This window comes from Vibrio coralliilyticus ATCC BAA-450, from assembly GCF_000176135.1.
In the GTDB taxonomy this organism is placed as follows: domain Bacteria; phylum Pseudomonadota; class Gammaproteobacteria; order Enterobacterales; family Vibrionaceae; genus Vibrio; species Vibrio coralliilyticus.
This window is the reverse complement of sequence record NZ_ACZN01000016.1, coordinates 360872-382682: the sequence shown is the minus strand read 5'-3', so window position 1 is coordinate 382682 and position 21811 is coordinate 360872. Positions and strand designations below refer to the sequence as shown.

Sequence of the window (21811 nt, the reverse complement as noted above, 5' to 3'; positions counted from 1 at the left end):
TATTTAAACTTTAAAATTCTTTTGAGTAGGATGGACACCATAATATCGATAATAAAACCCGGCTGACAATTACGCCCCCCACAGCTTTGAAAATTTGTTGAGAATTTTTTTGAGCCCATGCGTAATCGTTTGCCTATCCCTACAAAGCTGCAATGTTTCTGGAGAAAGACATGCAAAAGAACACCCTCTGGTTCAATAGCCTATCCATGGAAGATGTCGACAAGGTCGGCGGTAAAAACGCTTCACTTGGAGAAATGGTTTCAAATCTATCGAATGCTGGCGTTTCAGTACCGAATGGTTTTGCGACTACTTCTTACGCGTTTAACCAATTCCTTGATTATGAAGGTCTGGATGAACGAATCCACCAACTGCTCGATGAACTAGACGTTGAGGATGTAGAAGCTCTGCGTAAGACAGGTGCCACCATCCGTCAATGGGTTTTAGAAGCTCCCTTCCCTGCTGACCTAGAGCAGGATATTCGTAACGACTACCAAGAACTGATTGAAGGTAATACCGAGCTTTCAGTCGCCGTTCGATCTTCAGCAACTGCTGAAGACTTGCCGGATGCCTCATTCGCGGGCCAGCAAGAAACGTTTCTTAACGTAAAAGGTATCGATGCTGTACTTGAAGCAACGAAACACGTTTACGCATCTCTGTTTAATGACCGCGCTATCTCCTACCGTGTGCACCAAGGTTTTGACCACCGTGGTATCTCGCTGTCTGCGGGTATCCAACGCATGGTACGCTCAGATAAAGCCTCTTCAGGTGTTATGTTCACCTTAGACACTGAATCTGGCTTTGATCAGGTTGTGTTCATCACTTCCTCTTGGGGTCTAGGGGAAATGGTCGTTCAGGGTGCAGTAAACCCGGACGAGTTCTACGTTCACAAGCCAATGCTTGAAGCGGGTCAGCATCCGATTGTTAAGAAGACGTTCGGTTCTAAACTTATCAAGATGATCTACTCGACCAACCAAGAAATTGGTAAGCAAGTCGATATCATTGATACCTCAGCACAAGAGCGTGAGCAGTTCTCTCTTAATGACGAAGAGATCAAAGAACTGGCAAAACAAGCGATGATCATCGAAAAGCACTACCAGCGTCCGATGGATATCGAGTGGGCGAAAGATGGTATTGATGGCAAGCTTTACATTGTTCAAGCTCGCCCAGAAACCGTATGTTCTCAAAGCGAACAGAACGTGATTGAGCGTTACGAGCTGAACAACAAAGCAGAAGTTTTGGTCGAAGGCCGTGCTATCGGTCAGCGTATCGGCTCTGGCCCAGTACGTCTGGTTGACTCGTTAGACCAAATGTCTTTGGTTCAAGATGGCGATGTACTGGTCACTGACATGACTGACCCAGATTGGGAACCAGTGATGAAGAAGGCCTCGGCAATCGTCACTAACCGTGGTGGCCGTACTTGTCACGCAGCCATCATCGCGCGTGAGCTCGGCATTCCCGCAATCGTTGGTTGTGGCGATGCCACATCAAAGCTGACAGACGGTGCTACCGTTACTGTCTCTTGTTCTGAAGGTGAGACAGGTTACGTTTATCAAGGTGAGCTGGACTTCGAAGTGAAGCGCTCTGCGGTTGATGAACTGCCACTGCTGCCAACTAAAGTGATGATGAACGTCGGTAACCCAGATCGTGCATTCGACTTCGCGCAGATTCCAAACGAAGGTGTTGGCTTGGCGCGTCTGGAATTCATCATCAACAAGATGATTGGTATTCACCCGAAAGCACTGCTGAACTTCGATGCACAAAGTGACGAGCTAAAAGCAGAAATCACTCAGCGTATCCGTGGCTACAAAGATCCTATCGATTTCTACGTCAGCAAGCTGACTGAAGGTATCGCGACTATCGCTGCAGCATTCTGGCCAAAACGTGTCATCGTTCGTATGTCTGACTTTAAGTCCAACGAGTACAGCAACCTGGTTGGCGGTAAAGGTTACGAACCGCACGAAGAAAACCCTATGCTGGGCTTCCGTGGTGCGTCACGTTATATCTCACCTGTATTTGAAGACTGCTTCGAGCTAGAAACTCAGGCGATTAAGCGTGTTCGCAATGAGATGGGTCTGAAGAACGTTGAAATCATGATCCCATTTGTGCGTACTCCAAGCGAGGCAGCATCGGTTATCGATCTTCTTGCGAAGTTCGATCTGCGCCGTGGCGATCAGGGCCTTAAAGTCATCATGATGTGTGAACTACCGTCTAATGCTGTGCTGGCAGACGAGTTCCTCAAGTACTTTGACGGCTTCTCAATCGGTTCTAACGATATGACTCAGCTAACACTGGGCCTAGACCGAGATTCAGGCGACGTGGCTCACCTGTTTGACGAACGCAACCCTGCTGTTAAAGCCATGCTACAAATGGCTATCGATGCTGCAACTAAAGCTGGTAAATACGTCGGTATTTGTGGTCAGGGTCCATCTGACCATGATGATCTGGCTGAATGGCTAATGGAGCAAGGGATCAGCTCAGTGTCACTTAACCCAGATACTGTGATTGATACTTGGCTGAAACTTGGTCAGGTAAGCGGCAAATAAAACGACACGATAACTGAGTAAAAACCGCCTAGTCTGACTGGGCGGTTTTTTAATTTCACGATTAAATCGCTGACTTTATTCTCTCAAAATGTCTATTTATCCGATTTCGGCATTTTCCTCTCTACCCACTTTGATACACCTAAAAACGCTCAACGCCTTGCCCTGCCTAGCGACTTAACACTGAATTTATGAGTCCCACCTCTATTATTCAAAATAAAAATAAAGACCACACACAGTTCACGGTTGCAACATAATTTCAATCAAATTAACATCAGCAAAACAAAAATCCACCATTGAACGAAAATAGCACATTTAATCGTGAATATTTAGCGGTTTTTATTGAATAGTATTGCAAAGGTATTCGAAAGACAGTAGGCTTGCGCCCGATGATTAAATGCAGATGTATAGTGAATATATATGCCAGGTGGATTGGCCTATCATATTGACTAGTAGTAACACGAGAATTGTAATGCAGAATAACGCTCAATCTATCAAACAGACGAAAGGTAAAGGCAACTTTTGGATGTTCTTTATCCCTTCTTTACTGGGTCTGTTTCTTTTCATGGCGCCGATTAGCTATGACGGTGATATCACCATTCCAGTCGCTGTACTGGCAAAATCCATCCAAGCTGTATTTGGTGATCACCTAGTAGGCATGGTCACGTCTATCATCTTGTTTATGGCGGCAACATCATTGTTATGCCGTATTAAGAACCCTGCATTTATTGCTAACAACCCATTTTTAAACAGCCTGTTTAACCCAAGCCCTCTTTGGCTGGCAGTGCGTGTTATTGGTGGTCTTGCTGTTGCGATGACCTTCTTCCAAGTCGGCCCTGAAGCCGTATGGGAAGAAAATACTGGCGGCCTAGTACTAGAAGGTTTGTTACCAACGCTATTCTCGGTATTTATATTTGCGGGTCTACTGCTCCCACTGTTACTTAACTTTGGTTTGCTAGAGCTGTTTGGCACGCTGCTAAGTAAAGTGATGCGCCCTGTATTTAACTTACCAGGTCGTAGTGCTATCGACTGTATGGCTTCTTGGCTTGGCGATGGCTCAGTCGGTATCCTGCTGACCAGCAAGCAATACGAAAACAAATTCTACACACAGCGCGAAGCGGCTGTCGTGGGTACCACATTCTCAGCGGTATCCATCACGTTCAGCTTAGTCGTTCTTGCTCAGGTTGAACTGGAACACTTGTTCTTACCTTTCTACGGTGCAATCTGTCTGGCGGGTATTGTGGCAGCGATCATCATTCCTCGCTTGCCTCCTCTAAGCATGAAGAAAGACGCTTTCATCGATGGCACTAAGCCAGCAAAAGATGCCGATGCTATTCCTGCAGGCCATACAAGCGTGTCTTGGGGTATGGAGCTGGCACTGGCGAAAGCGAGCCAAGTGAAATCATTTAAAGATGTCTTTGGTGAAGGCGTGCGTAACGCGGTAGACATGGTATTTGGCGTGCTACCTGTAGTAATGGGCCTAGGTACAATTGCTCTGGTGATTGCTGAGTACACATCGGTGTTTAGCTTCCTGGGTCAACCGTTCATCCCATTCCTTGAGCTATTAGGCATCCCAGAAGCGGCAGCGGCCTCTGAAACTATCGTGGTTGGTTTTGCTGATATGTTTATTCCAGCGATTCTAGCGTCGTCTATTGATAACGAAATGACACGTTTCGTCATCGCTGCTATGTCTGTCACTCAGCTGATTTACATGTCTGAAGTTGGTGCGCTGTTACTTGGCAGCCGTATCCCAGTGAACATCTTTGAACTGTTTGCCATCTTCATTCTACGTACCTTAATCACACTGCCTGTAATTGCCGGTATTGCTCATCTGATTTTCTAATCTCAGGTTGCAAATCAATCTTTTTTCAAAGGCCCTTTCAGGGCCTTTGTTTTACCTGCCAACCTAGATCAGCAAAATAAAGTCTCTTACCTATACTTAAGTTAATTTGAGAGGTGGTAAAGGAGGGAGAGATGAGCCCTTTACTTTTGCACGTGCTATTGCTGACAACGCCCGCACCAACAGTCGATGCGAGCTCTTTGCCTTTGAAATGTCGCCTACTCCATACTGCTGACAACTTTTGGTTTTATCGCGAGCAGATGGTGTATGAAAGCAAGCAGTTTGTGATCTTCCAAAACTTTAAAGGTCGGGTTGTCACTCAAGTGGATTTAAAAACCAATGAGTTGATCAGGACAACTTACATTGGCGAACCTTACGATCCTAAATATCAAATCCTGCTTGGATTATGTGATAAAACCAAGCACACAGTTGAAATGTGGAAACTCAAACAAGTTCCCTACGATAATTGAGCCCTACCAATAGCGCTCAAAGGTGATGTTGCCTCCCGTCGCTCGACGGAATTTTTCTAACCCAAACCCTTGCAGAGTCTTGGTGGTCTCTTTGATCATTTCTGGGTTTCCGCACAGCATGACAAAACTGTTCTCCTGAGTGAGCTCTGCCTGTGCTCTTTCTTGAATCTCACGTTGATCCAACAGCTGAGGAATGCGGCCATATAGCGTATTTGGGTGCTGCTCTCTCGATACAACAGGCACATAACTCAGGCGACCTTCATATTGGTCAACTAACTGCTCAATCAAGTAGCGGTAGACCAAGTCTTTCTCATGCCTAACGCCATGGACTAAAACAATTTTTTCATATCCGGGGCGAACGTTAATGTCATCGAGTAGCGATAGGAAAGGACCAATACCCGTCCCCGTTGAAAGCAACCATAAGTCCTGAGTCGATTTAGGAATAGAACTCAAAATCAAATCACCGTAAGCGGCAGCGCCTACGTATACCGAGTCTCCCTCTTTCAAGTGCTGCAGTTTTGGCGTCAGTTTGCCTTCAGGGTTCGAAACAATCAGAAATTCCAGCATATCACTGCTGTTGAGTGGTGCGTTGACGACTGAATACGCTCGGCTGATCAATTGACCATCGTCGTCATACAGGGCCAGTTTAGTAAATTGGCCCGCTTTAAAGGTGAGAGGCGCGCCAGTAAGACGTAAACTGAATAGCTCTGACGTCCAGTCAGTGCGCTTATCTACTTTGGCGAGATTAAAACCATCGGGTGCGGTCATTGCAGATCCTCCATCAGGTTACCTCTTTAAAACCTACTCCTCTGATCTTTATAAGTAAAGACGGGCCTTTACTTAGTCATTAAAGATCACATTTTGATAACATTTTCACAAAACCACTTGATTCAGCATTAGAATAAAAGCTCTTTTAAAAACCAATGCAAGGAACACGCATGGAATCGTTACTGAAAGACTTTCCGGTCATCACAGAAATTCCGGTCGCTTGGGGTGAAATGGATGCTCTCCAACACGTCAATAATGTGGTTTACTTTCGCTACTTTGAAACCGCAAGGCTCGACTACTTTGAGCACATCAATCTTCTCGTCAACCTAAGCCAAAGCCATATCGGCCCAGTATTGGGCGAAACAAGCTGCCGCTATAAAATGCCCATCACCTATCCAGACACTCTGATGATAGGGTCTAAAGTCGTCGACATTCAGGAAGACAGATTCACTATGGAGTATCAGGTTGTGAGCAAGAAAGTAGGTAAAGTCAGTACCGTAGGGCGCGCCACCTGTGTGATGTTTGATTTTAAAAACAATTGCAAAGCAAACTTACCTGAGCAAATCAAACAGTCCATTTTAAATTTAGAAGCGACGGCAGAATCCTAATACACCGCTTGACCTTCCCCCTAGGGGAAGCTTTATGCTAGCCGGGTTATAGTCATTTTAGGTTACGTATGGGCTTCCCTTCGATTCGTAAATACTGGATTCTATTTATCAGCATGAGCGCCATGTTGGTATCCAGTTTTGCTACTAGCGAAACCCTAATGACGTTCGAAATGCTCAGCGATTCCGGTAGCAAGCAGGCTCACTGTGGCATGGCAATGAACATGAGCCCAGCGCTGACAGATTCTTCAATCCCTTCAGATCATTGTGAAACCAGCGAAGAGATGGTTCATAACTGTTGTAGCATGATGTGCGCAACGGTTTTCGCCCCCATTCCCCGAATTGATAAACCTCTACTAATCTCGACTCAGTTGGCTCTGATCCATTCAGATGTCCAAGGTCAGGTCATTACCCGTTTAAGCTCACTCTATCGCCCTCCGATAGCGTAATCCGTTCTCTGTTATCGACTCCCAGCCTATTGCTTTGGGAGATGGTTTTTCGTGCCTGTCAGGCACTCGGAAACGGACAATAAAGTGAAAATCAAACCAAGGATTCTGGCGCTTTCTGTCAGCGCCGCGGTCTGGTTTGCGCCTGTATCAGCAAGCAACTTGCAAGAGCAGACTCACCAGCCGCAAGCCGTGCTATCACAATTGATCAGCATGGCACTCAATAACGACAGCAATCGAAAGCAATATTTTGCTCAGTCACAAGCTTTGCGCGAGACCGGCGTTGCCAGTGCCACGCTAATGGACCCCAAAATCAAAGTTGGCTTCGGTGGCCTACCTGTAGACAGCTTCAAATTCGACGAAGATCCGATGACGAACATTTCCGTCGGATTGATGCAACAATTTGAGCGTGGTTCGACACTGGAGTTACAACAAAAGAAAAGCAATCAACAAGCGGATGGCGTCGGTTTACAAATTGATGCCCGAGAACTGGATGTCATTAACAGCATGACCCAACTCTGGCTTGAACTCGGTTACCAGCAGCAGGCGAAAACCATCATGCTGGAAAACCGTCGTTTGCTCAAAGAAATGGAAAGCTTCATTCAGACCAACTATTCGATTGGTAAAAGTGAAGCTCAGGATCTGCTCAATGCTCAGCTTCAAGTGAGCAAACTGGATGAGAAGCTTCAGGCTAATCAGCAGATGCAACAGCGCTTGATGGCCCAGCTTTCCGAATGGTTGGGAGCCAATTGGTCTGAACAGATTCAGAACGTCAGCGCATCCAATCAGCTTAACTGGATCAAGCTCGACCAACAGCTGAACGAGAACCTAGCAAGCTCCGAGTATTATCAGCAGCTCAGCCTGCACCCAATGGTACAAATGGCCAGCCAAACCATATCCACTTCCGAAACTCAGGTTGAAATTGCACAGCAGGCTTACCAACCTCAGTTTGGCGTTGAAGTCATGTATGCCTACCGTCAGGCCAACGGTATGATGGGAGAACCTGCATCAGACTTAGTTAGTGCCTATCTGACCATGGACATTCCTCTGTTCACGGGAAACCGTCAGGACAGAAATCTCGCTGCGGCCCAGTATCAGGTCGGCGCGGCCAAGTCCCAGAAAGACACGTTACTCGCTCAGATGAATGCCAAAGTCAACGCCTTACTTGTCGACCGAACCAATTTAGCCCAACGACTAGAACGGTATCAGTCCACCCTTCTTCCTCAGGCCAACGCACGAATTCGCGCGGTTGAGCGAGGTTATCAGAACAACACGTCTCAGTTTAACGATGTCATTACGGCCTCTGCCGATGAACTTGCTCTGCAACTCGAACAGCAACGTCTGATTGCAGATTTAAACATTGTGAACAGCAACTTAGCTGCCCTACTGGACGGTTTTGATTATCAAGTTGAGCCAGTCACTTTGGCTCAAGGCGAACAAGAATAAGGTATCTGACATGAAAACATTACAAATCGCTGCTATCGCTCTGTTGGTAGGAGGCGCGCTGGGCTATTCCGCTAATCATTTCCTAGCCGGATCTAGCATGGGAATGGACGCCAAGGCTGAGTCTGGTTCTTCTGATTCTGCTGAACCTCTCTACTGGGTTGCTCCGATGGACCCGAACTACAAGCGAGATAAGCCCGGTAAGTCACCAATGGGCATGGACTTAATTCCAGTTTACGCCGAAGACATGGCGGGAGAGCAAGATAAACCCGGAACCATTACGATTGATCCTTCGGTAGAAAACAACCTCGGCGTCAAGTCCGAACCCGTAACCCTAGAACCTCTCTCGCCTCGCATTGAAACGGTCGGTTACATCGCGTTTGATGAAAGCCAGCTGTGGCAAACCAACGTACGCGTCGCGGGTTGGGTTGAAAAACTGTTCATCAATGCGATCGGTGAAAAAGTCAACAGAGGCGATGTGCTGTTTACGCTCTATTCACCTGAGTTGGTGAAAGCGCAGGAAGAGTTACTTAATGCCTCTCGAACCGGTCGAACCGGCTTAGTCAAAGGAGCCACTGAACGACTCGTGACACTAGGTGTAGACCGTGCACAGATTAAGGCGATTCTAAAACGCGGTAAAGCGTCACAAACGATAGAAATAAAGGCACCGGCTAACGGTGTGATTGCAAGTTTAAGCATTCGCGAAGGGGGGTATTTGTCACCCGCGCAAGCTGTGATCAGCGCTGGCCCGCTGAACAATGTTTGGGTAGATGCAGAAGTGTTCGAGCGTCAGGCGCAATGGATTAAAGCTGGCAGTGAAGCTTCGATGACATTGGATGCTATTCCGGGCAACGAATGGCAGGGTAAGGTCGACTACGTCTACCCGATTCTTGATCCTAATACTCGTACTCTGCGCGTCAGACTTAAATTCCCTAACCCAGATGGCGAACTCAAGCCCAATATGTTCGCCAACATTGCTCTTCAACCTGTAAGTGAAGAGTCGGTACTGACTATTCCTAAATCTGCGGTGATACGCTCAGGCGGCATGGCTCGCATTGTGCTGTCAGAAGGTGAAGGCAAATATCGTTCTGCTCGCATCGAAACAGGCCGCGAAGCCGGAGATCGGGTTGAAGTTTTGCAGGGCTTAACCCAAGACGATCAAGTGGTGACTTCCGCACACTTTATGCTCGATTCCGAATCCAGCCAGTCTGCCGACCTTGCGCGCATTAATGGTGTTGAGCCAGATGAGGAGACCGTTTGGGCTAAGGGAGAGATCACCGATGTCATGGCTGATCATGGCATGTTGACGATCAACCACCAGCCAGTACCAGAATGGGATTGGCCGGGCATGGTGATGAATTTTACTCTTGCTAAAGAAGTCGATGCGAGTGCATTCACAACAGGTCAAAGCATAGAGTTTGAAATGCAAAAAACCGAGTCTGGCCAGTACGAAATCGTCGACTACAAAGTGGATGACTCTGTTGTTGCTGGCGAGCTTTGGTTGCAAGGCGATATTTCTATGCTGATGGCCGACTTTGGCATGATCACCTTAAACCACCTCCCTGTCGCGGAGTGGAACTGGCAAGCCGGTGAGATGAACTTCTCCGTTGGCGATGAAGTGGATCTATCAGGTTTTGAGGAAGGTCAGCGCGTTCGATTTCTAGTTGAACGACAAGGTGCAGATTACCTGCTCAAGCAATTGGTAACGGATGAGGGCTAACGATGATCAATGCAATTATCCGTTGGTCAATCAGTAATAGACTCCTAGTATTGATTGCCACCTTAGCTATTGTTTTGGCTGGCCTTTACAGTGTAAAGAATACGCCTGTAGACGCAATTCCTGACTTATCGGATGTTCAGGTTATCATCAAAACCAGCTATCCGGGTCAAGCACCTCAGGTGGTCGAGGATCAGGTCACTTATCCATTAACCACTGCCATGTTGGCTGTACCCGGTGCAGAAACCGTCAGGGGATACTCTTTCTTTGGGGACTCCTATGTCTACATCATCTTTAATGATGACACCGATATGTACTGGGCCCGCTCGCGCGTGCTGGAGTATCTCAGCCAAGTCGCACCAAACCTGCCTTCGAATGCCAAACCAACGCTGGGGCCTGATGCCACTGGGGTTGGTTGGGTTTACAGCTATGTTCTTCAGGATAAAACCGGGCAACACGATTTAGCCCAGCTACGCAGCTTGCAGGATTGGTTCCTCAAGTACGAACTGCAAACCGTTGATGGAGTATCGGAAGTTGCCACTGTAGGTGGCATGGTCAAACAATATCAGGTACAGATTGACCCCGCCAAACTGCGTGCTTACAACCTGACATTACAGCAAGTCAACAACGCGATTCAAAACGGCAACCAGGAGACAGGTGCCTCCGTGATTGAGGTCGCCGAAGCTGAACACATGGTGCGCACCACGGGCTACCTGACTAGCATCGAAGATATCCGCTCACTGCCACTCAAGGTAACCGAAAAAGGCACCCCGCTTCTGTTGGGTGATGTCGCGGATATTAACCTTGGCCCACAAATGCGTCGTGGCATTTCTGAGCTCAACGGTGAAGGGGAAACAGTTGGTGGCGTGATCGTGATGCGCTTCGGAGAAAATGCCAGTGAAGTGATCGCCAAAACCAAAGCCAAACTGACCGAGCTGCAACGCAGCTTGCCTGAGGGAGTCGAAATCGTACCAACGTATGACCGCTCTACGCTGATCGACTCTGCGGTAGAAAACTTATGGAAGAAACTGGCTGAAGAGTTCATCGTGGTTGCGATTGTCTGTGCTTTGTTCCTGTTCCATATCCGCTCATCTCTGGTAATCGCTTTGAGCTTACCGGTGGGTATTCTGACTGCGTTTGTGATCATGCACTGGCAAGGGATTAACGCCAACATCATGTCATTGGGCGGTATTGCCATCGCCATTGGAGCCATGGTCGATGGCGCAATCGTGATGATAGAAAACGTTCACAAGCACATTGAACGCACTCCACTCACCGATAAGAATCGCTGGCAAGTCATTGGCAAGGCTGCAGAGGAAGTCGGCGCACCGCTGTTCTTTTCTCTGCTAATCATCACGTTGAGCTTTGTTCCTGTGTTTGCTTTGGAAGGTCAGGAAGGGAAAATGTTCTCACCACTGGCATTTACCAAAACCTACGCCATGGCAGCCTCCGCTGGCTTAGCGATTACGCTAGTGCCTGTTCTGATGGGCTATTTCATTCGTGGCAAAGTGCTCCCAGAACACAAAAACCCAGTCAACAAAGGGTTAGTCTCGCTTTACAAACCCTTGCTCAACCTGAGCCTGAACTACCCTAAAACCATGATCGTCATTGCGATGGGACTTATGGCATCGGCTTACTATCCAACCAGTAAGCTTGGCAGCGAATTCATTCCTCCACTCGATGAGGGTGATTTGATGTACATGCCGACCACCTATCCGGGCATCTCAATTGGTAAAGCACGCGAGCTGTTACAGCAAACCAATAAGTTGATTAAGAGCGTCCCTGAGGTTGAGACGGTATGGGGGAAAATCGGACGAGCCGAAACCGCAACCGACCCAGCACCACTGACCATGATTGAAACCGTCATACAGCTGAAACCTCGCGAACAATGGCGTGAAGGCGTAACCACCGAATCGCTGCGCAAAGAGTTTGACGATCTCGTGCAGTTCCCCGGGCTAACCAATGCGTGGGTCATGCCAATCAAGACCCGCATCGACATGCTGGCAACTGGCATTAAAACGCCTATTGGGATCAAAATTGCAGGCCCTGACCTTAACGTCATTGAACAAATCGGGGCAGAACTGGAGCCTATTCTCAATCAGGTCAATGGTACGGCGTCTGTTTATGCTGAGCGTGTCGCTGGAGGACGATACGTCACTATCGATATTAAGCGTCGCTCTGCCGCTCGCTACGGCCTCAATATAAAAGATGTGCAACGCGTGATTTCCACTGCGGTGGGAGGCATGAACGTTGGGGAAACTATAGAAGGGCTGGAACGCTATCCGATTAATGTTCGATACCCGCAGGACTACCGTGATTCAGTGGTGAAACTACAGAACCTACCTCTGGTTACTCCAAATGGCGCTCGTATCGCACTGGCTGATGTTGCTGATATTCGTTACGAAGACGGCCCACCGATGATCAAAACAGAAAACGCTCGCCCTAATGGCTGGGTATTCGTTGATATCGATGGACGAGATCTCGGTTCGTACGTTGCCGAAGCACAACAAGTCGTGGCTGATCAGCTCAATCTGCCCGCTGGCTATTCTCTGGCTTGGTCAGGTCAGTATGAATATATGGAACGCGCGAAAGAGCGCTTAAGTGTCGTGGTACCGATTACGCTGGCGATCATTATGCTGCTGCTTTACTTCAGCTTCCGTCGCATTGGCGAAGTGCTGGTCATTATGATGACTCTCCCTCTCGCCATGGTGGGTGGCTTATGGCTGATGCATTACCTCGGCTATAACTTCTCGATTGCCGTTGGGGTCGGCTTTATTGCCCTCGCGGGTGTCGCCGTCGAAATTGGCGTCATCATGCTGGTGTATCTCAACCAAGCCTGGCACTACAAAAAGCTGGATGCCCAAGAGCAGAATCACGCCATTACTTCCGATGATCTGTCGATGGCGATACGAGACGGCGCAGGTCTCAGAGTTCGACCTGTGATGATGACAGTTCTGACCGTCATCATAGGTCTTGTGCCAATCATGTACGGCGAAGGTACGGGCTCTGAAGTCATGCAACGAATCGCCGCCCCTATGATTGGTGGAATGGCATCGGCGCTGCTACTCACGCTTCTGGTACTACCGGCCATTTTCAAATTGTGGAAACAAAGAGAAATCTCACGTCACTCATAACCATAGAACCATGTCCCCGTAGCTCAGTGCTTCGGGGCACCCTACTACTTAAGGAAACAATGATGAAAAAAACAATTCTGGCACTTGCACTGACTCTGGCTAGCACTCAAATTCTCGCTCAAATGGATCACTCATCCATGGATCATTCCAAAATGAATATGGAAGGTATGGACCATTCGAAAATGATGGGCGATATGAAGGGGATGGACCACTCACAAATGAACATGGACGAGATGTCCGATGTCGGTATGCCTGCCAAAGGTGCTAAACCGGACAAAGTGGTCCACGTGATCCTAGACGATGATATGAGCATTACATTCAAAAAAGAGGTGGATATAGAACCGAATGACGTAGTCCAATTTGTGGTTATGAACAAAGGGAAAATCGACCATGAGTTTTCAATAGGCTCAGCACAAGAGCAACTCAAGCACCGTGAGATGATGAAGAAAATGGGCAACCACGCTCATGATTCTGGCAGTACAGTGACGGTTGCTCCGGGCAAAGCCAAACAGTTACTGTGGCATTTCCATGGTGACAACAACGTTGAGTTTGCCTGCAACATCCCAGGACACGCGGAAGCTGGCATGGTCAAATCAGCAGTATTGTAACGCACCCCAGCCTGCCAGCTGTTGCTGGCAGGCCGTATGATGTCAGTCAAAGTGCTTCATCGGATATAAAGTGCCAGCTTTGGGTTGCTGTAGGTGACTCGGTAACGCGATAACCTCATCAAAGCCCGCTAACGTATAAACTTTTTCGGAATTGGGAATATTATTCTTTCCTTCTCTTAGATGTGCCACGTTGTTACGGTAAATCAGATTCTCAGCTCCCGGAGCTTGATGCTTGCCCAACTCCCCAGTCGCAATCAAAGGCCAATGATGGCTCCACGGTAACTGAATCAGGTTGTTTTCAACTAAATTTTTCCCACCGTCACCATTGTGAAAGTTTACATCCACTTCAAGGTGATTGTCATAAACCACATTGTATTTGGCTTGCTGATGCAGAGTAACATGGCGAATTTTTCGCACCCTCTCGTTCGTCACTAAAATGTACTGGCCGCGTATATCGTAATAACAGTGACCATTGATTCCCTTGTTGTAGCAGCGGTAGATATCATTACCGCGAAATGTCAGGTGTGAGGTATCGCTAGCTGCAAAGATGGGATTCGTCCCTGCTTCCAACATGCGGGTATCTTGTACCCAAGAATCATGACTCTTTTCAGAAAACTTAACCAAGCCGACATAGAGGTTTGGATCTGATACAGGTTGGTTTTTGTCTCCGGTTCGAGCCACTTTGACGTCATTGGTAAATGGCCACGCAGATTCAACATGAGGCTCATCGAAATTGTTTCTATCTAGAGGCTCAAATCCGTCAACCGCAAGCTGAATCGTCATGTTCTCCAAACCCGCCCCAGAAACATCCGAGAATTGGAAAGCAAATCTATCTGTACCATAGCCTTGCCAAGTATTACGCATGGTTACCAGAACTTGTGTCTCTATTTTGCTGCTGCCGCGCAATACTACGTTTGAGCGCATCTCCACCGTTGTATCCAGCAGATAAACACCCTCTTCCAGTATTACTGTTCCTCCGCCAGCACTTGCTACTTTATCAATTGCCGTTTGAATATCATCCTTAGGCGTTATCTTCGCAACCACTCGTTCAGGTTCAAAACACGGGATCCCCCCTCTGACTCCAGCCTTTGCCCATTCGATGCTCAGCGGAAATCGTTGGTCATACCGGCTGATATCAAACTGCCAATTCGCATCTCCAACCCGACTGCCGGCCGGACACGCCGCCCAAGCAGATGGCCACGTTATCAGGCTCAAAGTGGTGATAAAGAAAAGAGACGCTCGGCGTAATATCGTAAACGAGGAGGGGGTAGACATACTTTAACTCTGTTCAAAGTTGATCTTCCGAGCATAGAGACAAAACGGAGTAATCATTAATAGTTAACAATGATTAACCTTTAAGTAGGTCAAAGGGGTTTTCTAAAAAATCAAAAGAAGTAAATAAAGAAAAAGCCACGTATCTTAGACACGTGGCAAAACAAAAAGTGAATGGCAGTGGATTATTCGCTTTTTGCGTTTTATAGCCCCCAAGCTCAGGAGCTAATACGTAAAGTTTAGACGAAATAGTGCAACTATCTATTCATATGGTTTAATATCAATATTTTTCAAACTCACCGTTGTTGTAGTCACTGAGCGCCTGTTCAATTTCTTGCATGCTGTTCATCACGAACGGGCCATAGTGCACAACGGGCTCATCAATGGGTTCACCTAGGAAAATCAGCACACCGCTTGTGCTGTTTGCATTCAACTCAGCGACTTCTCCAGAAGACAAAAGCGCCATCTCACCTTGTTGCACCCTGCGTTCTTTAACACTAATTTCGCCCTGATAAACATAAAGCATCATGTTAAATTTCTGCGGCGTAAGTAACTTAATCTTCTGCGCTGTTTCAGAACGCCAGTCTGAAACTGATAACGGCACTCCGGTTTTGCTCAGCGGCCCTTGCTGTACGTTGCCTTCAACGGATACCTCACCAGCTAAAACGCGCAATACGCCAACGCTCTCATCTTGATATTCTGTGATGGTTTCAGGCTGAAAGTCATGATACTGAGCGGGTTTCATCTTGTCGCGCGCTGGCTGATTTATCCAAATTTGGAATCCATGCAACTCGCCATCCTGCATGATAGGCATTTCACTATGAATCACACCACGGCCTGCTGCCATCCATTGAGCGCCACCAGAACGTAACTCACCCACATTTCCCATATGATCTTTATGTTGAAAATGACCTTTGAGCATATAGGTCAGCGTTTCAATGCCGCGATGCGGATGAGGAGGAAAACCGCCTATATAGTCGGAACGCTGATCGGATTTCAGCTCATCCATCATTAGAAATGGCGAGAAACTTGCGTTATTAAACCCCGCCACGCGGCTAATTTTGACACCATCGCCATCGGACGTGGCATAGGCTGGAATGATTTGGCGGATTTCGCGAAGCTGGCTCATTTTCTTTCTCCTCAAGAGCGATGACTACAGTCTATCGCCCTCAAATTGAAACTTGAGCACAAGGATTCGAGCTACTTATTCAAAATTTTTGAATGCCTTCAATGCGGTTGCCTCTGCAAGACCTATTCGAATGAGAAGCCACTTAGATTTGTATTTTGACTGTCACGAAGCAGCAATGTAGCTCTGCCAATAGCGATGAAGCGCAGCGATATCTTTGGAACACAACCATTCCATCGCTCCCTTTAGCTCTTCGTCATGCCAGTGCCACCATTGCATTTCTAACAACTGCGCGATTTCTTCTTGGCTAAAACGAAACTTGATGTGCTTGGCTGGATTTGAGCCAACAATCTCATAAGGCGCAACATCTTTTGTTACCACAGCTCGGCTGGCAATCACCGCGCCATCGCCAATATTGACTCCTGCCATGATCATGGCCTCAGAGCCAATCCACACGTCATTGCCGATCACAGTGTCACCTGCCGGACGAAAGCCATCTTTTGCTTGAGCAAAATTTGAATCGTCCTGATAAAAGAAAGGAAAAGTACTTGCCCAGTCGGTACGATGCCCTTGATTGCCAGCCATCATAAACACTGCACCGGAGCCGATAGAGCAAAAGCTGCCAATGATCAGTTTATCGACATCGTCACGCTCAGCAGAAAGATATCGAGCACAGTCATCGAAACTGTGCTGATGGTAGTAGCCTGAATAGTAACTGTGTCTGCCAACGACAATGTTAGGGTTAGTAATTTGTTCAGCAATCGGTTTACCCGCGAAAGGCGAGTCAAAATAGTTTTGCATTATGGTGGTACCTGATTGTTTTTCGGACAATTTACACCAACACTCTATTGCCCCCAAGCATTCTTTCTCGTCTGAACCAGATATAACGCAACGCTGACAAGACATAGACCAAGCATCACCCAATAAGCGCCCGCTAGGCCAAGCCATTTCGCTGACAGGCCTGCACTCAAATATGTCACCAACCACCAAAAATGAGTCAACGAGAAATGCGCGGCAAAATATTCACCACTCTCTTTACCTTCGACTGCGGCATTAATAATGAGCCCAGATGTCGTTTGAATGCATGACATTCCGATACCCAGCGCAAAGCACATCAAGCCAAAACCAATCCAGCCTGGTGTCCAGGTTCCGGCCAAAAACGCCAGAGCAATAAAGACTAAACCGCGTAAATGGTAGCGCTGTGGTTGATGATGTTTAAGGAGTCGAGGAAGAAAAATCGCTACCAGCATGGACCCTAATCCAACCACTAACATGGCCATCGCCGTTTGGGTCTCGCTCCCATGCAGAATGTCGTGTACATAGACCACAGTATTCACCAAAACCATGGCACTAGCAGACGCAGCTGCCAAATAGGCATACCAAAGTGCACGCAGACTCGGCTGCTCTAAATACGCTGAAATTCCACTTAACACTGAGCGAAAAGAGAGTTTTTTTGGCTGAACATTCAGTTCTTTCCTTTTGGGTAGGGTACATAGAATGATCAGTACGCCAGACAATAAGAAAGTCATCGAATCAAGCATAAACAGCTGACGAAAACTGATCACACTCAGCAACAATGCAGTGAGCATTGGGCTAAAAATCTGTTCTAAATCATAAGCTAATCGGCTGTATGAGAGCGCTCGAGCATAATCATCTTTATCCGGTAAAACCTGTGGCAAAGTGGACTGAAACATTGGTGTGAACCCTGCCGAACATGCATTGATAACAAACATCAACACGTACACTTCCCACACTTCAGTGACGAAAGGGAGGCAAGCAAACATAAGGGCACGGATGATATCCAGAGCGACCAGCGTCTGGCGCTTGGGCAACTTGTGAGCCAAAACACCAAATACTGGCGCTAAGCCAATATAGGCCAGCATCTTGAGGGCGAAAGCGATGCTCAGTACTGCCCCTGCATTTTCTTCCGCTAAATCATAAGCGAGTAAAGCTAAGCATACCGAGCTCACTCCTGTGCCAATCAGGGATATCACCTGCGCAGACAGTAAGCGAACATAATTCACGTTCTGCCACAAGGTAGAAGGCTTCAAAGCAACGGTCATTACTCTCCCTCCCAAAACGCTTTAATGCCTGACACCAAAGCACGTAGCCAGAGTTGGAAGGTATCCATCAGCCGACTGGTAAATGAGCCTTGGTCCACCCCGACCTGACTTACGACGGGAGCAGTAAACACTTTCTCACCGTTGAGACTCCAGATGACCTGCCCCAGAGAGTCTCCCGCTGCAATCGGTGCCTGTAACTGGGATTCGACGACCACCTCCTGCTTGAGCGAGTCTTTCATGGCACGTGGAAAGGTCAAGTACACAGTTTCTGCCACCGTTACAGGGACGTTTTCCTCAGCTCCCTTCCACACTCGGCTTTGCATAATAACTTCGTCTTTTTTCGCCACTTGGACGGTATCAAAAAAGCGAAAGCCGTAACCAAGTAAGTTGCGTGAAGCGCTGGTTCTCGCCTGCTGGCTTGGTGTACCCATCACCACAGAAATTAAACGCATCCGCCCCTCTGTCGCAGACGAGACAAGGCTGTACCCCGCGTTTTCGGTATAACCTGTTTTACCACCATCCACATTCAGTGAGCGATCCCATAACAGCTTATTTCGGTTGTACTGTTCGATGTCATTCCAAGTAAATTTCTTCTCCTGATATAGCTTATAGACCTCAGGCACGTCCTTGATGATCGCGCGCATCAAGTTCGCCATATCCTTTGGTGTGGTTTGAATATTGTCGCCATCTAAGCCATGCGCATTGATAAACTGTGTGTTTTCCATGCCAAGCGTCTGCGTCCAACCATTCATCAAGCTAACAAAAGCGCTTTCACTGCCTGCTACGTGCTCAGCTAGCGCAACCGAAGCGTCATTTCCCGATTGCACAATCACGCCCAACATCAGGTTACGAATGCTGATTTCGTCACCCGGTTTGATGAACATTTTGGATGGCTCCGGAAAATTCACCGACCATGCATTACGGCTGATTGTCGCTTTGTCATCCCAGCTAAGGCGACCAGCGTTTATCTCTTGTCCAACAACGTACGCCGTCATAAGTTTGGTTAAACTCGCAGGAGCCAAAGGCGTATCTGGGTTTTGTGACGCAACTACCTGACCGGAGTGGTAATCCATTACGACATAACCTTTAGCATTAATCTGTGGTGCATCAGGTGTAATAACAGCCTCCGCGGAGGCAACGACCAGAGTACAGAGCAAGGCACAAAGTTGAGTCCATTTGATCATTTTGCCACCTCACTACTCAGCGCCGCGAGATCACCGATATATTGTTGTCTGTCTCCTTTGCCATTTGAAATGTACTGGTGAGTTTCACTGCCTTTTCCACACACCACGATCAAATCACCGGCCACACTCAATTGCTTCGCAAATTCAATCGCTTCAGCTCTGTCACTGATTTCAAAATGCGGAACTTTGGACACTTGCGATGTGAGTGCTCGAAATATGTCTTCCTGATCGACACCCATGGGGTTATCTGAGGTAAAAACTGCCGTATCTGCCAGTTGCGAGCACAGAACGCCAATGCCACTCGCGTCCTGAATCCGATCTCCCGTTACTCCGGTCACTACGATTAAACGCCCCTTGGTATAAGGTCGAACGTCTTCCAGCAGCTTACTGAGTCCATCAGCATTGTGTGCATAGTCCACCAATCCGGTCGCTCCATTGTTAAGCGACAAGAACTGAGCACGGCCATCGGGCGCTACTATGGTTTGCAATGCGGCCGCTATCCGACTAGATTGCCAACCGAGTGAAAGTAAACTCGCTGCAATCGCCAAAGCATTTTCGACATTGAACGTGAAAGGCATTTGAGAGTTCACATCAAAACACTCGCCGTCAATTCGGAGTTCAAAACACGAGCCAAAACGAGTAGTACGTACATTGGTGGCGAAAACATGCGCTTGAGCATTCTCAATACCAAAAGTCACCACGTTCACTCGCCCACTCGCTCGCTCAATCGCCGCTGCTGCATGCGGGTCATCAAGGTTGATCACCGCCGTGCCATTGGGTGCAATACGATCAATCAACTGCAACTTGGCTTGGACATAAGCATCTTTAGTCTTGTGATAATCGAGATGGTCGCGGCCAATATTGGTGATGATACCAATCTGCAGCGACACAAATCCGGCTCTGTCCTGTGCTAGAGCGTGACTACTCAGCTCCATAAGATTGAATTCAGTTTCGCGTTGCGCCATCTGATGGAAGAGGTTCAGTAACGTCACACCATCGGGGGTTGTGTTCTCAAGCGGGTAATCGCTACCCGCCAACTTCGCGCCCAGCGTTCCGATGTAAGCACTCGTCGTTGTCTGGTTCAGGATCTGGTTAAGACAGTGAGACACGGTGGTTTTACCATTGGTTCCAGTGACGCCTATGTGCTTGATTTTCTGGTGGGGGTGACCATAGTAAGCCTTCACTAACGCTAAACTCTGATAGTAGCTATCGGTCATTATTACCGGAATATCAATATCTAACGGACGATTCGCAATCACCGCAACAGCACCCCGACCGACCGCTTGTTGCGCATAACTGTGTCCGTCATGGGAGATCCCTTCACGACATACAAATACATCATTAACTTCAATCTGCGCACTGTTCGTTTTGAACTGGTTGACTGGCAGAGATTTTAAAACTTCTATCTGTGAGTTGATGGCTGGGGTTGGCATAGAGTTCTTCCCATTAACGAAATTACTTCGAGTATAGGAAGTGAAACAAAATCAGTGAAATCGAATGATTTTATCATCTACATCGACTACATTGATATTCATGGTTAATCACTGCTTTGAATGAAATGAGCGACAACATCAACTGGCGACGCGTAGATCTTAATCTGCTTCTGACCTTCGACGCCCTATACAAGCACCGCAGTGTTTCGGCGGCGGCAAAACATCTTCATCTTGGTCAACCTGCAACAAGTTACAACCTCAAAAGGCTAAGGGAGCTACTGGACGACCCCTTGTTTGAACGAGGCGGCAGCAGCATGACTCCGACGACGAGAGCGATGGAAATTGAACCTAAAGTTCGTCAGATCCTATCTATATTCAGTCAGGACATCATGCCTAAAGCCGCGTTTGAAGCTGACAGTTTCGACGGCACTTTCAAAATTGGCTTGAGCGATTATGCGGAACAAGTGTATGGCCCAGAACTGTTTGATAAGTTGCAACAGTTAGCGCCAAATGCCAAGGTGCTGTTCAAACCTGTTGATGTCAGCAACTGTGTTGAGGCATTAGAGAAACAAGAAGTAGACCTGTGTATTGGCGTGTTTTCAGATCTCCCTCCAAAAGTCACCTCGACCTTTCTATACCGAGAGAAACATTTGTGCATCTTTGATAACAGAGTGCTGGGTTCCGAGCTCCCACTCTCCCTAGAGACCTACCTAGCCACGCCGCAAATGATCATAACGGCCAGTCAGGAGCTGACTACTAAGGTTGACGCCACATTATCGAGTATGGGGGTCAAACGGAATGTGGTGTTGGGTAGCACCCGTTTTCTCACGATTCGAAGAATGCTCACTGGCCGTCGCTTGCTTGCTGTCATGGCAGAAATGGTGGGAAGGGTTGAACTGATCGACGACAACCTCACTCTTTGCCCACCACCTATCAATATTCCTGATTTTGATATCGAAATGGTCACACTCACCCGAGACAGCCACCACCCGAGAATTCTCTGGTTATCGGATTGGGTCAAAGAAGTCATCCAGCATAAAGTGGCGGCCCTGCAGACAACGTCCAATTAGGCGCGCTATCCTTTGCTCAGAATTGACCTGATAGGATTGGTTATCCGCTTCAACCAGAGTAAAGTAGCCCGACTTCAGAAAAGGAAATAATA

17 protein-coding genes are annotated in these 21811 nt (G+C 47.6%); 10 read left to right on the top strand and 7 right to left on the bottom strand.

From position 1 onward, the window contains the following. Positions 1-170 precede the first annotated feature (170 nt). The 3 genes from ppsA (at position 171) to VIC_RS12915 (ending at position 4850) form a co-directional block, all read left to right on the top strand. Positions 171-2543, top strand: coding sequence for a phosphoenolpyruvate synthase (ppsA, locus tag VIC_RS12925; RefSeq protein ID WP_006960378.1), 2373 nt, complete (start codon positions 171-173; stop codon positions 2541-2543). Positions 2544-3012: 469 nt separating this feature from the next. Further along, on the top strand, positions 3013-4383 hold the full coding sequence (locus VIC_RS12920; protein WP_006960376.1) for a YjiH family protein: 1371 nt from the start codon (positions 3013-3015) through the stop codon (positions 4381-4383). 131 nt (positions 4384-4514) lie between these two features. After that, positions 4515-4850, top strand: a complete 336-nt coding sequence (locus VIC_RS12915; RefSeq protein WP_006960374.1) for a hypothetical protein — start codon at positions 4515-4517, stop codon at positions 4848-4850. Positions 4851-4853: 3 nt separating this feature from the next. Here VIC_RS12915 and VIC_RS12910 read toward each other — a convergent pair whose 3' ends face one another. Beyond that, on the bottom strand, positions 4854-5618 hold the full coding sequence (locus VIC_RS12910) for a ferredoxin--NADP reductase (RefSeq protein WP_006960372.1): 765 nt from the start codon (positions 5616-5618) through the stop codon (positions 4854-4856). 170 nt (positions 5619-5788) lie between these two features. Here VIC_RS12910 and VIC_RS12905 point away from each other — a divergent pair, with 170 nt between their 5' ends. The 6 genes from VIC_RS12905 (at position 5789) to copI (ending at position 13571) form a co-directional block, all read left to right on the top strand. Further along, positions 5789-6226: an acyl-CoA thioesterase gene (locus tag VIC_RS12905; RefSeq protein ID WP_006960370.1), complete on the top strand. Its 438-nt coding sequence runs from the start codon at positions 5789-5791 to the stop codon at positions 6224-6226. Between the two features lie 68 nt (positions 6227-6294). Then, on the top strand, positions 6295-6672 hold the full coding sequence (locus tag VIC_RS12900) for a hypothetical protein (protein ID WP_006960368.1): 378 nt from the start codon (positions 6295-6297) through the stop codon (positions 6670-6672). Between the two features lie 51 nt (positions 6673-6723). Then, positions 6724-8115: a TolC family protein gene (locus tag VIC_RS12895; protein ID WP_006960366.1), complete on the top strand. Its 1392-nt coding sequence runs from the start codon at positions 6724-6726 to the stop codon at positions 8113-8115. A 10-nt stretch (positions 8116-8125) separates the two neighbouring features. Next, positions 8126-9832 carry an efflux RND transporter periplasmic adaptor subunit gene (locus tag VIC_RS12890; protein WP_006960364.1) on the top strand — a complete coding sequence of 569 codons (1707 nt, stop codon included), beginning with the start codon at positions 8126-8128 and terminating at the stop codon, positions 9830-9832. A gap of 2 nt (positions 9833-9834) precedes the next feature. After that, positions 9835-12963 carry an efflux RND transporter permease subunit gene (locus VIC_RS12885; RefSeq protein WP_006960362.1) on the top strand — a complete coding sequence of 1043 codons (3129 nt, stop codon included), beginning with the start codon at positions 9835-9837 and terminating at the stop codon, positions 12961-12963. A 62-nt stretch (positions 12964-13025) separates the two neighbouring features. Next, positions 13026-13571, top strand: a complete 546-nt coding sequence (copI, locus tag VIC_RS12880; protein WP_019275418.1) for a copper-resistant cuproprotein CopI — start codon at positions 13026-13028, stop codon at positions 13569-13571. Positions 13572-13613: 42 nt separating this feature from the next. On the opposite strand, the gene VIC_RS12875 is transcribed toward copI, so the two are convergent. The 6 genes from VIC_RS12875 to VIC_RS12850 form a co-directional block, all read right to left on the bottom strand. Further along, a complete protein-coding gene (locus VIC_RS12875) occupies positions 13614-14846 on the bottom strand; it encodes a hypothetical protein (RefSeq protein ID WP_006960357.1) in 1233 nt (410 codons plus the stop codon). A 277-nt stretch (positions 14847-15123) separates the two neighbouring features. Beyond that, on the bottom strand, positions 15124-15972 hold the full coding sequence (locus VIC_RS12870) for a pirin family protein (RefSeq protein ID WP_006960355.1): 849 nt from the start codon (positions 15970-15972) through the stop codon (positions 15124-15126). A 162-nt stretch (positions 15973-16134) separates the two neighbouring features. Then, complete coding sequence (catB, locus tag VIC_RS12865; RefSeq protein WP_006960353.1) at positions 16135-16770, bottom strand: type B chloramphenicol O-acetyltransferase; 636 nt, start codon at positions 16768-16770, stop codon at positions 16135-16137. A gap of 44 nt (positions 16771-16814) precedes the next feature. Beyond that, entirely contained in the window at positions 16815-18032 is a 1218-nt protein-coding gene (locus VIC_RS12860; protein ID WP_006960352.1) for an MFS transporter, read from the bottom strand. After that, the gene (locus VIC_RS12855) at positions 18032-19216 is read right to left on the bottom strand and encodes a D-alanyl-D-alanine carboxypeptidase family protein (RefSeq protein ID WP_006960350.1); all 1185 of its coding nucleotides are present in this window, start codon (positions 19214-19216) and stop codon (positions 18032-18034) included. The genes VIC_RS12860 and VIC_RS12855 overlap by 1 nt, the downstream gene beginning before the upstream one ends. Then, positions 19213-20649 (bottom strand): Mur ligase family protein, encoded by a 1437-nt coding sequence (locus VIC_RS12850; RefSeq protein WP_006960348.1) that lies wholly within the window; start codon positions 20647-20649, stop codon positions 19213-19215. Before VIC_RS12850 ends, VIC_RS12855 begins: the two co-directional genes overlap by 4 nt. A gap of 125 nt (positions 20650-20774) precedes the next feature. Here VIC_RS12850 and VIC_RS12845 point away from each other — a divergent pair, with 125 nt between their 5' ends. Continuing rightward, positions 20775-21719, top strand: a complete 945-nt coding sequence (locus VIC_RS12845; RefSeq protein WP_006960346.1) for a LysR substrate-binding domain-containing protein — start codon at positions 20775-20777, stop codon at positions 21717-21719. Positions 21720-21811: the final 92 nt, after the last annotated feature.